This window comes from Ornithinibacillus liuyingii, from assembly GCF_055550225.1.
This window is the reverse complement of sequence record NZ_JBPWOS010000001.1, coordinates 498249-512235: the sequence shown is the minus strand read 5'-3', so window position 1 is coordinate 512235 and position 13987 is coordinate 498249. Positions and strand designations below refer to the sequence as shown.

Annotated in this window: 12 protein-coding genes; 1 reads left to right on the top strand and 11 read right to left on the bottom strand. The window is 37.8% G+C overall.

Annotated elements, in window-relative coordinates; all coding sequences use genetic code 11:
- Positions 1 to 538 precede the first annotated feature (538 nt).
- From ACSKT4_RS02570 to ACSKT4_RS02520, 11 genes are all read right to left on the bottom strand, one after another.
- Positions 539 to 1000, bottom strand: a complete 462-nt coding sequence (locus tag ACSKT4_RS02570; protein ID WP_186868786.1) for a CBS domain-containing protein — start codon at positions 998 to 1000, stop codon at positions 539 to 541.
- A gap of 249 nt (positions 1001 to 1249) precedes the next feature.
- Positions 1250 to 2779 carry an acyl-CoA carboxylase subunit beta gene (locus ACSKT4_RS02565; protein ID WP_186868785.1) on the bottom strand — a complete coding sequence of 510 codons (1530 nt, stop codon included), beginning with the start codon at positions 2777 to 2779 and terminating at the stop codon, positions 1250 to 1252.
- Between the two features lie 18 nt (positions 2780 to 2797).
- Positions 2798 to 3577: an enoyl-CoA hydratase gene (locus ACSKT4_RS02560; RefSeq protein ID WP_186868784.1), complete on the bottom strand. Its 780-nt coding sequence runs from the start codon at positions 3575 to 3577 to the stop codon at positions 2798 to 2800.
- A 24-nt stretch (positions 3578 to 3601) separates the two neighbouring features.
- The gene (locus tag ACSKT4_RS02555) at positions 3602 to 3820 is read right to left on the bottom strand and encodes an acetyl-CoA carboxylase biotin carboxyl carrier protein subunit (RefSeq protein WP_186868783.1); all 219 of its coding nucleotides are present in this window, start codon (positions 3818 to 3820) and stop codon (positions 3602 to 3604) included.
- 24 nt (positions 3821 to 3844) lie between these two features.
- Positions 3845 to 5197, bottom strand: coding sequence for an acetyl-CoA carboxylase biotin carboxylase subunit (locus tag ACSKT4_RS02550; RefSeq protein WP_186868782.1), 1353 nt, complete (start codon positions 5195 to 5197; stop codon positions 3845 to 3847).
- Positions 5198 to 5232: 35 nt separating this feature from the next.
- The gene (locus ACSKT4_RS02545) at positions 5233 to 6375 is read right to left on the bottom strand and encodes an acyl-CoA dehydrogenase family protein (RefSeq protein WP_186868781.1); all 1143 of its coding nucleotides are present in this window, start codon (positions 6373 to 6375) and stop codon (positions 5233 to 5235) included.
- A 99-nt stretch (positions 6376 to 6474) separates the two neighbouring features.
- The gene (locus ACSKT4_RS02540; RefSeq protein ID WP_436262593.1) at positions 6475 to 6993 is read right to left on the bottom strand and encodes a TetR/AcrR family transcriptional regulator; all 519 of its coding nucleotides are present in this window, start codon (positions 6991 to 6993) and stop codon (positions 6475 to 6477) included.
- Between the two features lie 135 nt (positions 6994 to 7128).
- A complete protein-coding gene (locus ACSKT4_RS02535) occupies positions 7129 to 7905 on the bottom strand; it encodes a class I SAM-dependent methyltransferase (RefSeq protein WP_186868780.1) in 777 nt (258 codons plus the stop codon).
- A 154-nt stretch (positions 7906 to 8059) separates the two neighbouring features.
- Positions 8060 to 10510 (bottom strand): DNA topoisomerase IV subunit A, encoded by a 2451-nt coding sequence (parC, locus tag ACSKT4_RS02530; protein WP_186868779.1) that lies wholly within the window; start codon positions 10508 to 10510, stop codon positions 8060 to 8062.
- 34 nt (positions 10511 to 10544) lie between these two features.
- Positions 10545 to 12500: a DNA topoisomerase IV subunit B gene (parE, locus tag ACSKT4_RS02525; RefSeq protein ID WP_186868778.1), complete on the bottom strand. Its 1956-nt coding sequence runs from the start codon at positions 12498 to 12500 to the stop codon at positions 10545 to 10547.
- A 308-nt stretch (positions 12501 to 12808) separates the two neighbouring features.
- Complete coding sequence (locus tag ACSKT4_RS02520; RefSeq protein ID WP_186868777.1) at positions 12809 to 13222, bottom strand: CoA-binding protein; 414 nt, start codon at positions 13220 to 13222, stop codon at positions 12809 to 12811.
- 164 nt (positions 13223 to 13386) lie between these two features.
- Here ACSKT4_RS02520 and plsY point away from each other — a divergent pair, with 164 nt between their 5' ends.
- Positions 13387 to 13968 carry a glycerol-3-phosphate 1-O-acyltransferase PlsY gene (plsY, locus tag ACSKT4_RS02515; protein WP_186868776.1) on the top strand — a complete coding sequence of 194 codons (582 nt, stop codon included), beginning with the start codon at positions 13387 to 13389 and terminating at the stop codon, positions 13966 to 13968.
- Positions 13969 to 13987: the final 19 nt, after the last annotated feature.

The following is a 13987-nucleotide window of genomic DNA, read 5'->3' as shown; positions in this document are numbered from 1 at the left end:
ATTATAGCTTAATCTCGTATCGGATTACTATACCTTTGGAGACCTTTTATCATAACACATATTCATTGTTATGTAGATAGTGACAATAAATCTCCATATGATTAGGAGAAGCAATTAAACGTTTTAAAGCAGAAAAGAAAACGGGACAAAAGAATTTATCTTAAAGGAAAAACCGAATGATACGCAAAGCCCCCGCTCTGGAATATACTCGCGGTTGCTTCCAGCAAAGAGGCGACATCTGCTCGAAAAAGACCTCGCAGTGTCTTCTTTACACTTTATAACAGTATAAGTGCGACATCTGCTCGAAAAAGACCTCGCAGTGTCTTCTTTACCGCCGGGCTGCTGCCTTAGCCAGGCTAATACTTGATAATCTGCCTTGCTGCCTTGAACCGAGGAAGCCCGCTTCGTAGCTTTGCTAGTAGACACAGGTGCATCTGGGGTCTCAACCTTGCCCTTTCCTCCCGCAGGAGTTTTCCGGAGCTAATATCGTGTATCATTGGTTATACATTTAATTCTTTTCGTTATGTCTAAGCCTCACTTACCCCTGAATAAGCTCATTGGTAATATGTCGAAGTAAGTCCCCTCTACTGACTACTCCAACGACTTTCTTTGCGGAATCAATGACTGGGATCTTTTTGAATCGATAATGTGAAAACATACGAAGTGCATCATCTATGTCATGGTTTGGTCTTAGCGTTTTGATATCCTTTGTCTTCATCATACTGGACACTGGCTTTGTTAACGCGTATTGTAGCTTATCGGTTAGTTTTTCCTGCTCATTTACCATAACAACAGCAAACATATCAAAAATCGTTCTACTATTGGGCTTCAAATAGCGAATGACATCGCCATCGCTTATGACACCAACTAGAACATTATCCTCATTTACAACCGGAACACCACCAATTTTATGTGAAACTAATAGTTTTAATAGGGCCTTCAAAGTAGTATCTTCTTTTACACTGATAACATCCGAAATCATGAACTCTTTTATTAACATTTTGTCACCATCTTACGTTAGAATATAGTTCATTCATGATTAGTCCAATCTATCCAATATTATTACCTTAAATAACAAGATTAACACTAAATGGAAGAACTATTATCAGTTTACATAATAATAATATTGTTAATTAAGGTGATATAGCGTTGCTTATTATAGGATATGTCAATACAGTCATTTTGTTAGGCAAATACCTAAAAAAAATGACCCAAATAAGCTTAAGCTTATCTGAGTCATCTACCCTATTTATACTGGGTAAACACCGTGTTTTCTTTCTGTAAAAACTACATTTTTTGCTTCGTATATACGGAAGCGTTTCATTAATTCTTCCCTTAATTCATTCGGCTCAATAATCGCATCAATTACCATTTCACTGGCTAGTCGATAAATATCAATATCATCTCGATATTCATCTTGTTTCTGTTTAATGAATGCAGCTCTTTCTTCTTCTGGTAACGCTGCTATTTTATTGGCATATACGGCATTTACAGCAGCCTCTGGACCCATAACTGCAATTTGAGCAGTCGGCAGCGCAATACAGCAATCCGGTTCAAATGCAGGGCCAGCCATGGCATATAAACCTGCACCATAGGCTTTACGCACAATGACCGAAATTTTAGGTACAGTTGCTTCACTCATTGCCGCTAGCATTTTTGCCCCGTGACGGATAATCCCTGCACGTTCCACTTTTGTACCAATCATAAATCCTGGGACATCCATCAGGAATAACAACGGAATATTAAATGCATCACAAAGCTGAATGAATTTGGCTGCTTTATCAGCAGAATCGGGGAACAATACTCCCCCCTTCATTTTGGGTTGATTCGCAATAATCCCCACCGATTTTCCATTGATTCTGGATAGCCCTGTAATTAATTCTGGTGCAAATTTCTTTTTAATTTCACAGAAGCTATCTTCATCAATAATTCGATTAATAAGATCATGCATGTTAAATGATGCATTTTGATTCTCAGGAATAATTTCTTCTATTGTTTTTTCAAATTGTTTGGCAGCAATCGGTTCATATGCTTCTGGTTTATATCTAAAATTCTTAGGGAAGTATGTCAAATACTTTCGTACATACGTTATAGCATCTGGTTCTGTTTTTACTAGGACATCACCAACTCCAGATACGGAACAATGCATCTTTGCTCCGCCCATTTCTTCTAAAGTTACCTTCTCACCAATAACCTTTTCTGCCATTCTTGGTGAGCCTAGATACATAGAAGCATTACCGTCCACCATGACAACGATGTCACAGAATGCAGGGATATAGGCACCTCCTGCTGCAGATGGACCGAACAATAAACAAACTTGTGGAACACGACCAGATAACTTTATCTGGTTATGAAATATTCTACCAGCCCCTCTTCGACCAGGAAACATTTCGATTTGATCCGTTATTCTTGCACCCGCAGAATCCACCAAATAAATAATTGGTAATTCTAGTGTTAATGCTGTCTCTTGAATTCGTAGTATTTTCTCTACGGTGCGCTTACCCCAAGAACCGGCTTTAACAGTTGAATCATTTGCCATAACGCACACATCTTGCCCGTTAATCTTCCCTATTCCGGTGACAACACCGTCTGATGGTAAACTATCATCCATACAATTAGCAAAAAATGCATCTTCTATATCTATTCCCTCATCTAATAGTAATTCCAAGCGATTACGAACAAATAATTTTCCTTTTTCTTCGTTTTGCTTGTGGTATTTTTCATTTCCACCTTTTTCAATCTGTTGAACTCTGTTACGTAGCTCTTCCAAATATGACATGTACAGGCCTCCCATTGGTTAGTTTCCTTGGTATACTGGAGATCGTTTTTCTCGGAAAGCTTCCAAACCTTCCAGTCTATCGTTAGTTGGAATCGTTTCTTTATAGCATAGGTGTTCTATCTCTAATGCTGTAGCAAGATTCACCTGACTTCCTTGATTGATAGCTGTTTTTGCTTGTCGCAATGCTATTGGCCCATTCTTAGCAATATCTAATGCCATTTGTATTGCTACATCATGAAGTTCCTCATTCGAAACTACCTGTTCTACCAGACCAATGGAAAATGCCTCTTGGGCAGTGATTGGTTTCGCTGTATAAATTAACTGCTTCGCCCGACCAATGCCTATTAATCTAGGAAGTCGCTGTGTGCCACCTGCGCCTGGTATGATGGCTAGGGAAGTTTCTGTTAATCCTAACTTCACATGATCCGCTGCAATCCGAATATCACAGCAAAGTGCAAGCTCTAACCCACCACCAAATGCGATACCGTTTAAAGCAGCAATTACGGGAACCTTCATGGCTTCTACTTCTGAAACCGTCTTCCCAATATTTCGAACCGCCGCAATTACTTGATCATCCGCCATGCCCCGGCGCTCCTTCAAATCCGCTCCTGCACAAAAGGCTTTTACACCGGCACCAGTCAATACGGCACAGTAAATGTTAGGGTCATGATTTACCTTTTGTATAACTTGATTTAATTCATCTAGTAAAGCTTTAGACATAGCATTTGCTGCCTGGGGCCGATTTAATGTGATGACCGCCACGTGACTGTTTACGATTTCTAATTCTACTAGTGTCATAGAATCCTCCCAAATACTATTCTTTTAGTCTATTTCTATAATAGCTAACGTATCCCCTTCATTAACAAAATCGCCTTCCGCTACCTTAATTTCCGTGATGGTACCAGCCTCTTCAGCAGCTATAGGGATTTCCATTTTCATCGATTCTAAAATGACAATATCCTGATCCTCTTCTACTGTATCGCCCACAGATACTAAAACCTTCCATACGTTACCTGCCATCATTGCTTTTATTTCTTCCATGTTTCTTCCTCCTCGTATAATGAACTAGTTTCGTTTAACTGGACTGAAATACGTTTCTATAAATTTTGTTGTCGTTTTACCAGATTGAAAGGCTTCATGTCGTGCAATATCTAATAGTATTGGGACATTCGTTTTAATGCCTCCTATCGTTGTTTTTGCTAATGTATCAATCAATAATTCTATTGCTTCCTTTCGAGTTGCCCCTTTGACAATCAACTTACTAATCATAGGGTCATAAAAAGGGGTGACCTGATAATTACTTGTCACAGCACTCTCTAAACGAATATTTTTCCCCATCGGGATATCAAAGGTTGAAATATAGCCTGGTGATGGGAAAAATGTCTTTGGGTCCTCGGCATAAATTCTTGCTTCAATTGCATGCCCTTTTATTTCTAAATCGTCTTGTGAGATGGAGAGCTTTTGACCGTTTGCTATGTGAATCTGTTGCTCTACGATATCAATTCCAGTGATTTCCTCTGTGACCGGGTGCTCCACTTGAATTCTAGTGTTCATCTCTAGAAAATAAAAATGTTCCTTCTCATCCACTAAAAATTCAATGGTACCTGCATTGGTATATCCAATTGCTTTAGCAGCCTCAATCGCAGCATTTCCCATTTTCCTTCTCGTAGTTTCGGAAAGAAAAGGAGATGGTGCCTCTTCTATTACCTTTTGATTACGGCGTTGTATCGAACATTCTCGCTCAAATAGATGAATAACATTGCCAAACTTATCAGCAAGTACTTGTATTTCAATATGTCTAGCATCATCAATCTTCTTTTCCAGGAACATGGCCCCATCGCCAAAGAAGCTTTTTGCACGTTTAGCATTATTATCAAATGCTTTTCGTAGCTCTTCATCACTGTTTACAACTTGCATCCCAATGCCCCCGCCACCTGCTGATGCCTTTAACATAATGGGATAACCAATTTGCTTTGCTAATTCTACTGCTTCCTCAGGAGTTTCTATTGCTTCCTCTGTTCCAGGGACGATAGGAACATTAGCCTGCTTCATTACCTTCCTTGCTTCAATCTTACTGCCCATCATATCCATGACCTTGCTTGAAGGACCGATAAATGTAATCCCGGCTTCCTCACATTTCTCTGCGAATCTACCATTTTCACTTAAAAAACCATAGCCTGGATGGATGGCATCTGCCCCAGATTGCGTTGCTATAGAAAGGATTTTATCCACATGTAAGTAACTTTCATTGACTCGTGATGGGCCAATTAAATAGCTCTCATCTGCCATCTTTACAAACGGCGCATTTTCATCTGCCTCCGAATAAACTGCAACGGTCTCAATTCCCATCTTTTTAGAAGTGCGAATAACTCTAGCCGCAATTTCACCACGATTAGCAATTAGTACTTTAGAAATCATCTCTTCACTCCTATCTACATCGTATTTCTCCTTAGCTAGCATCCTAGTTGTCTAGCAATAACAAGTCTTTGAACCTCCGATGTACCTTCGCCAATTTCTAGCAGCTTAGCATCACGTAAGTATCGTTCTACCTCATATTCACGCATATAACCATATCCCCCGTGTATTTGAATTGCTTGGTTCGCAGCACGGAAGGCTGTTTCTGTCGCGAATAACTTTGCATAGGCAGATTCTTTCGTAAATGGTTGATTATTATCTTTTAACCATGCGGCTTTGTAGACCATGTTTCTAGACAGCTCTACTTCCATGGCGATATCTGCGAGTTTAAATTGGATAGCTTGGAAGTTCGAGATAGATTTTCCAAATTGTTTGCGTTCTTTTGCATATTGTAATGCTTTTTCTAGTGAGGCTTGTGCTATTCCCAACCCTAAAGCAGCAATTGAAATTCTACCACCATCTAGCGTATATAAGAATTGGCTAAACCCTTTTTGTGGATCACCTAATAAGTTGGCTCTAGGAACACGGACATTATCTAACACAATTTCTGCTGTATCTGATCCACGAACGCCCATCTTATCGTAATTACTAGTTATTTTTACCCCTTCTGTATCGGTAGGGACGATAATAGCGGAAATAATATTTTTACCTTTTTCGTTTTTTCCTGTAACAGCTGTTACGATTAATGTCTTGGCATAACTTGCATTCGTAATGAAGCACTTTTCACCATTAATAATAAAATCATCACCATCAATTACTGCAGTTGTCTTCGTTCCACCTGCATCAGAACCAGCATTTGGTTCCGTTAATCCAAATGATCCTAAAGCCTTTCCTTCTGCTAATAGCTTTAAATACTCCTGCTTCTGTTCTTCTGTACCAAAGTAATAGATTGGACTAGCTCCTAAAGAGACTGCAGCAGCATAACTTAAACCAGTACTTCCACAGACACGCCCAATTTCTTCTACAGCAATTGCGTAGGATAAGGTATCCCCACCAGAACCACCGTACTCTTCTGGAAACGGAATTCCAAGTAAACCTAGCTCTCCCATCTGTTCAAAAATATCTACTGGGAATTTAGCTTCTGTATCAATTTCTATTGTTCTCGGTTTAATTACTTCTTCTGCAAAATCACGTACCATTTTCCGAATCATCGATTGTTCTTTTGTTAAATTAAAATCCATAAGTTCCCCTCCTGTTATCGTATAAGACCGACTGGTTGGTCGGTATTCAACGGAAAAATATAGCTTTCTCTAAAGCTATGATGGAAGTAGCCAAACTATTTAACCGCTTACATTTTGTTGGTTTATAATCGACCGCATAATTAATTCAACATAGATATCGCCAATCTCGTCAATTGATTTTTCACCAGACTGCTTATACCACTTATATGTCCAGTTAACAATGCCTAGAATGGCCATACCTGTAATTTCTTCTGATAAGTCTTTTCGAAATTCGTTAGCTTGTTTTCCTTCTCGAATAGTATCAATGATAATGTTCTTAAATTGATCCCGCTTCTTCTTAATCAATTCCTCATAATTCGCTTTTAAGTATACATTTTCTTGATAAAACACTGAAATATGCGGCTTATACAAGTCAAAGACTTGAACAAAGCTTTTAATAATTTGTTGCAGTTTCTTCGTTGGAGAGTCGTAGGTGTTCTTGGCTATGTATGCTTTTTCGAGCACATAAGTGATAAAAGTATCGTGGATAACAAATAACAATTCATCCTTCGATGAAAAGTGATGATAGAATCCCCCTTTGGAGGTCCCAATACTATCAACAATTTCATTAACTGTCACACCATGAAAGCCCTTTTTCTCAAATAAATGTAACGCTGCATCGACAATTTTATCTCTTAAATTCGTTACAAGCCCTCCTCTCTCTTTTCCATTTTAGCTTATCATAATTTTCGCAATATAGAAAGTTAAAAATAATCAACGTACTTCAATCGTTCCATAGTGAAACAAGGATGTCTTTCTTTTAAACTGGGTAAAACCTAACTCTTGAAACCTTTTGCTTTTCCAATGATCTTTTAATACCACTCTCTCTTTTGCTACTCTTTTTGCTTCCTCTATAATCTCGGCTGTTATGTCTGATGTAATAGCTTGTTCTCTTATGGTATTGATGCCATTCGATTCTTCAATTCCTTCTTGGAACATTGGATCAAAATATACAATATCAAACGAATTCGTTTCTGCATGTTGAAGGTAATGTAAATGATCCTCACGGACTACTTGGATACGTTGCATTGCTTGGTCTATATCTAGTTTGCCGGTTATATGTGAAGCTAGACCCTCTTTTACTAGTAAATAGAGTAGTTCGTTTCCTTCAATACCTGTGACCCGACCTGTAGATCCAACTACAAGACTTGCAATAATACTGTCTGATGCTAGTCCAAGTGTACAGTCAAGAAAGGACATCCCTTTTTTTAATTTTGCAGTTTCGATTAGTGGCTCTGTTTCCCCTTTTAGAACCCGTTTTGCTCGGATCATTGCTAAATTCGGATGAAAAAACAGTCGCGTGTCACTGTTTTTTGGTGCAATAACTAATTGCTCCTTTCCTACAATAAGCACGTCCTCCTGATAGATCATCTTCATCTCTTCAATCGATAAACCTTGTCTTTCCTTAAATGGTATATGATAAGTTTGTGCTAGATTCATTGCTCTTCGAATTAATAGGCTTGTTGCTTTTCCTGCAGTCGTAATAATCATAGCTTCTCCTTGTAAAGTTGTCTGTCTTATTTATTTCCATCTTACCTTAATTCCGCTTTTAACTGAATACATTAGTAGAGCTTTCTTAAGGATTTACCTTGATATGCTCAAGATAAAAAGACAGACTGCGAATATACAGTCTGCCTCCATTATATTACTCCATTGTCGGATCAAATGGTTTTTCGTAATTGGCTTCTCTCCATGCTTTCAGAACTTCACCTTGATTATCAGAATCAATGACAAACGAGCCATTACTATATCGATCACTATTTGGTAACTCTAATGGGAAGATTTGATGTGTTTCCCCTTTTGATGTGGTAAAGGAAATCGTATCCTGCTCATACGTAGCAAAGAACCCTACAATTCGATGTGGTTTATTCTTAAGCTCTCTCAACATCAGCAGACCACGTTTAGCTCTACTTGATTTTTCAAATTCCCGAAGCTTCATTCGTTTGCATGCGCCTCGCTGTGTAATAACGACAAGTGATGGTTCTGATAAGTCATCAAAGACTTGTCCACCAACTACAGATTCTCCGTCTTTTAGCTGAATCGCTTTAACACCTGCTGCACGCTGGCCTACAACCGGAACTTCTGATTCATGATACCAAAGTCCATAGCCTTTGTCAGACGTAATAAATACGTCAGAGTAACCTTTCGTTTGGCATACACTTACCACTTCATCATCTTTTTTCAAATTAAGCGCAACTAACGCTTTTGAATAACGCTGTGCTTCATATATTTTTAATTCACTTCGCTTAATCATACCGTTTTTCGTAAAGAATATGAGATATTCTTCCTCTTTAAATTCTCTTATAGGTAAAGCATGGACAATATATTCATCTTTATCTATTGAAACAATATTCGAGACGTGCTGACCGATATCCTTCCAACGAATATCTGGTAGCTCATGTACTGGAATATAAAGATACTTTCCTTTGTTCGTGAATAATAGAAGCTTATCGGTTGTATTTGCTTCGATCAATCCTACTAAATGGTCGTCTTCCTTGATGGCGAAATCTTCTCCATTCGATGCAGCATAGGAACGAATACTTGTACGCTTAATATAGCCCTCTTCTGTAACAGAAATAAGGACATCCTCACTTGCTACCGTCACTTCAATGTCGATTTTCAATTCTTCAATTTCCTCTTCAATGACAGTTCTGCGACGATCGGAGAATTGCTTTTTCATTTGTTTCAAGTCCATCTTAATCGTTTCTAATAATTTCGCTTCACTAGATAAAATAGACTCGTATTCAGCAATTTTCTGTTTTAATACCTCTGACTCTTCCTGTAGCTGTGTTACATCCGTATTGGTTAAACGGTAAAGCTGTAACATCACAATTGCTTCGGCTTGTTTTTCCGTAAATCCATATAAATCCATGATTCTTTTCTTCGCATCCTGCTTATCTTTTGATGCGCGAATCGTTGCAACTAGTTCATCTAAGATTGAAATCGCTTTGATTAAACCATCCACAATATGAGAACGATCCTTCGCATGCTTCAAATCGAATTTAGTTGATCTTGTAACAACTTCCTTCTGGTGGGTAATATAAGCATCTAGCATATCGGTTAAAGATAATAGCTTCGGTGTTCTATCTAGAATGGCTACCATATTAAAATGGTACGTAACCTGTAAATCGGTATTTTTATAGAGGAAATTCAAGACCCCTTCACTATTCACATCTTTTTTCAACTCAATCACTATACGTAGACCAGTACGGTCTGTTTCATCTCGAACTTCTGCAATTCCTTCTACTTTTCGATCATAACGTAGCTCATCTATTTTCTTAACTAGATTTGCTTTATTAACCTCGAATGGAATTTCATCAATTACAATTTGCTCCCGATTTCCACGAATCGGTTCAACAGATGCTTTTCCGCGAACAACTATTTTCCCTTTACCTGTTTCATACGCTTTCTTAATTTCATCGACACCCTGTATGATTCCACCAGTTGGAAAATCCGGGCCTTTAATAATCTTCATTAACTCATCAATCGTAGCATTTGGCTTATCGATACGCTTGATGACTCCATCGATTACTTCTCCAAGGTTATGTGGTGGAATATCTGTTGCATAACCAGCTGAGATGCCAGTTGAACCATTTACTAATAGGTTAGGAAACTTTGCTGGTAATACAACAGGTTCGTGATCGGTATCATCGAAGTTAGGCATGATGTCTACAGTTTCCTTGTTCATATCACGAAGAAGTTCAGAAGCAATACTAGAAAGTCTTGCCTCGGTATAACGCATAGCGGCAGGTGGGTCACCATCCATACTACCGTTATTTCCATGCATTTCAATTAGTACATTCCGCATTTTCCAGTCTTGACTTAAACGCACCATTGCATCATAAACCGAGGAATCACCATGTGGATGGTAATTACCAATAACAGTACCAACTGTCTTTGCTGACTTACGAAAATGTTTATCATGGGTATTTTTTTCACGAAACATGGCATACAGAATTCTTCGTTGAACAGGCTTTAACCCGTCTCTTGCATCTGGTATGGCACGGTCTTGAATAATATATTTACTATATCTACCAAAACGATCACCGATTACTTCTTCTAATGGAAGATCGAGAAATTTTTCTGACTGTGACAAGTCATTTCCCCCTTCTTGTTACATTTGGTCTTTATTATTCTTGGTGAATTTTATCATTTTCTAAAATATTTGGATCATCATCTAAACCGAATTCCACATTGGATTCGATCCATTTTCTTCTTGGTTCAACTTTATCACCCATTAATGTCGTCACACGACGCTCTGCTCGGGCAATATCCTCAATGGTTACACGGATTAATGTCCGTGTATCTGGATTCATAGTTGTTTCCCATAATTGGTCGGCATTCATTTCTCCAAGCCCTTTATAGCGTTGAATAATATATCCATTTTTAAACTTATTGATTGCCTCTCGCATCTCATCATCGTCCCATGCGTAGATGATCTGCTCTTTCTTACCTGATCCTTTCGATATTTTATATAAAGGTGGTAAGGCAATATATATTTTACCTGCTTCAATTAATGGTCTCATATAGCGGTAAAAGAAAGTCAATAACAATACTTGAATATGGGCACCGTCCGTATCTGCATCTGTCATGATGATGATTTTATCGTAATTGGTATCTTCAAGATTAAATTCAGGCCCAATTCCAGCTCCGATAGTATGAATAATAGTTGAGATTTCCTCGTTTTTAAATACGTCTTGGAGCTTCGCCTTTTCCGTATTGATTACTTTACCTCGTAGTGGAAGAACCGCTTGGAACTTACGATCTCTTCCTTGCTTTGCTGAACCACCCGCAGAATCACCCTCTACTAAGTATAATTCATTTTTATCCGGGTTCCTCGATTGAGCTGGAGTAAGTTTACCACTTAAGATGGTTTCCTTACGACGTTTTTTCTTACCAGACCTTGCATCATCACGGGCCTTCCTAGCCGCTTCCCGTGCTTCTTTTGCTTTTATAGCCTTTTTCACTAATAGTCCTGAAACATCTGGATTTTCCTCTAAAAAGAAATTCAGTTTTTCAGATACGACTGCATCAACTGCTGAGCGAGCTTCTGAAGTACCGAGCTTACCTTTAGTTTGGCCTTCGAACTGTAATTTTTCTTCGGGAATTCTAACTGATACGAGTGCCGTTAACCCTTCACGAATATCAGTTCCTTCCAGATTCTTATCTTTTTCTTTTAAGGCATTGGTTCTTCTTGCATAATCATTGAAACTTCTCGTAATAGCAGCCTTTGCTCCCGATTCATGGGTACCACCATCTTTCGTACGAACATGGTTAACGAAGGATAACATATTTTCTGAAAAACCGTCATTAAATTGAAAAGCAAACTCTACTTCAATTTCTTGTTGTTCCCCTTCAAAAAATACTACTTCATGTAGTGGATCCTTATCTTCATTTAAATATTTTACGAAGGACTTTAATCCATCGGGATATTCATATACGTCATTTTCTTCTGTCCGCTCATCCGATACCTCAATACGTAAGCCCTTTAATAAAAATGCAGCTTCACGTAATCGTTCAGAAATGGTGTCATAGCTGAAAACAGTAGTAGAGAAAATGGATGCATCCGGCTTAAAGTGTATTGTGGAACCAGTCTTTTTTGTCTTTCCAATCTTCTTGCTAGTTCCAATGGGAGTTCCACCATTTTCAAAGCGCTGAAAATAGACTTCTCCATCGCGGTGAGAAGTTACTTCTAACCACTCCGACAAGGCATTAACAACAGAAGCCCCAACTCCATGCAATCCACCGCTTGTCTTGTAACCACCTTGGCCAAACTTTCCGCCAGCGTGTAATACGGTAAATATAACCTCCATTGTCGATTTACCAGTACTATGCTTACCAGTAGGGATTCCTCTACCGCTATCCTCTACTGAAATACTATTATCTTTATGTATGGTTACTTTAATATTATTTCCATATCCTGCTAATGCTTCATCAACTGCGTTATCAACAATTTCAAATACTAGATGATGTAATCCTCGATGGTCGGTGCTACCAATATACATCCCTGGTCGTTTCCGAACAGCTTCAAGACCTTCCAGTACTTGAATGGAATCATCAGAATAATGTAAAGGTTTCTTGTCCAATTCCGTTAGCTCCCTTCACCAATAGTTCATTGTCATATTTAATATAGTAGAACAGGTGTTTGTTTTTGTAAAGGTCAATTACCAACACAATATTAATAAGTATACTACAACATATTTTAAAATGTATAGAAGTTCTATAATGATAGCTATTTTATCATGGTTTTTCACTATATCTTATCACTAAATAGCTTAGTCAAGGATCTGTTATTTGAAATCGGCATAAAAAAACCGAACTATTCCAATCCTTATAGAAGAATTGCCAAAGTTCGGATTACACTATGATAATTTCTTTTTGCTCCGTATCTAACTTACTTTTTAACTAATACAGCATGTGCAACTTTTATACATAGATCCATGATTACAGTAAAACCTTTTTCGGTTAAATAATCATATGCTTCTTCATTGGTAATTCCTTGTTGAGCCCAGAAAACGTTACAATCCGTTTCTTGAGCTTCTTTCGCTATTTCAGGCAAAAATTCTGGTCTTCTAAATACATTAATAATATCAATTGGTTCCTTAATTTCTGATAAGGAATCATAGGATTTTTCCCCTAATACTTCGTCAACCGTAGGGTTAACAGGAATAATGCGGTACCCTACATCTTGCATTATTTTTGAAATCTGATAGGATGTTCTTTCGGGATTATCAGATAATCCAACCACCGCAATGGTTTTAGCTGATTCTAATATTTCTCTTATGACATTATTACTAGGATTCTGCATATTTGGTAACTCCTTTCATTTCGATTATACTTATTATTAGTTTATCATGTAAGTAAAACACCTTTTGTGTTAAGATTTTATTTATCCTTCATAATTTAGTACCTAATATTAATAGTTCATGATAAACTATATATATAATTTTAAAGAAGAAAGTAGGAAGTTAAATGGAATATGTTCTATTTGCAATAATTGCGTATCTCTTAGGTTCCATTCCATCAGCACTTATTGTAGGTAAACTTGGCTATAAAATTGACATTCGCGAACATGGTAGTGGAAATCTTGGCGGGACGAATACATTTCGTGTGCTAGGAGTAAAAGCTGGGATTATTGTTACAGCAGCAGACATTTTAAAAGGTACTCTAGCTACCCTCATTCCATTATTTTTTGATGCGGATGTATATAGACTAGCGATTGGGATTTTTGCTGTATTGGGACATACTTACCCGATTTTTGCTCGTTTTAAAGGTGGTAAAGCCGTCGCAACATCAGGTGGGATTATATTAGGTGTCAATCCAATTTTATTTGGTGTAATGGTGTTGACATTTCTAGTATCATTAAAAATCTCAAAATATGTTTCACTTTCTTCTATGATTACTGGTCTAGTATCCTTTATTGTTTCTATTTTCTTTGGGGATATTGGTTTAATGATTGTGATAGCTGTTTTAACACTTTTTGTCATTTATCGACATTTAGCAAATATAAAACGGATTATAAATAAAACCGAGCCTAAAATTAAGTGGATGTAAAAGCGGTATAATTGAAATC

Coding starts and splice junctions, on each gene's coding strand:
- ACSKT4_RS02570 (WP_186868786.1), bottom strand. CDS start 1,000: ATGTTAATAAAAGAGTTCATGATTTCGGATGTTATCAGTGTAAAAGAA.
- ACSKT4_RS02565 (WP_186868785.1), bottom strand. CDS start 2,779: ATGTCATATTTGGAAGAGCTACGTAACAGAGTTCAACAGATTGAAAAA.
- ACSKT4_RS02560 (WP_186868784.1), bottom strand. CDS start 3,577: ATGACACTAGTAGAATTAGAAATCGTAAACAGTCACGTGGCGGTCATC.
- ACSKT4_RS02555 (WP_186868783.1), bottom strand. CDS start 3,820: ATGGAAGAAATAAAAGCAATGATGGCAGGTAACGTATGGAAGGTTTTA.
- ACSKT4_RS02550 (WP_186868782.1), bottom strand. CDS start 5,197: ATGATTTCTAAAGTACTAATTGCTAATCGTGGTGAAATTGCGGCTAGA.
- ACSKT4_RS02545 (WP_186868781.1), bottom strand. CDS start 6,375: ATGGATTTTAATTTAACAAAAGAACAATCGATGATTCGGAAAATGGTA.
- ACSKT4_RS02535 (WP_186868780.1), bottom strand. CDS start 7,905: ATGATTATTACGACTGCAGGAAAAGCAACAAGCCTATTAATTCGAAGA.
- ACSKT4_RS02520 (WP_186868777.1), bottom strand. CDS start 13,222: ATGCAGAATCCTAGTAATAATGTCATAAGAGAAATATTAGAATCAGCT.
- plsY (WP_186868776.1), top strand. CDS start 13,387: ATGGAATATGTTCTATTTGCAATAATTGCGTATCTCTTAGGTTCCATT.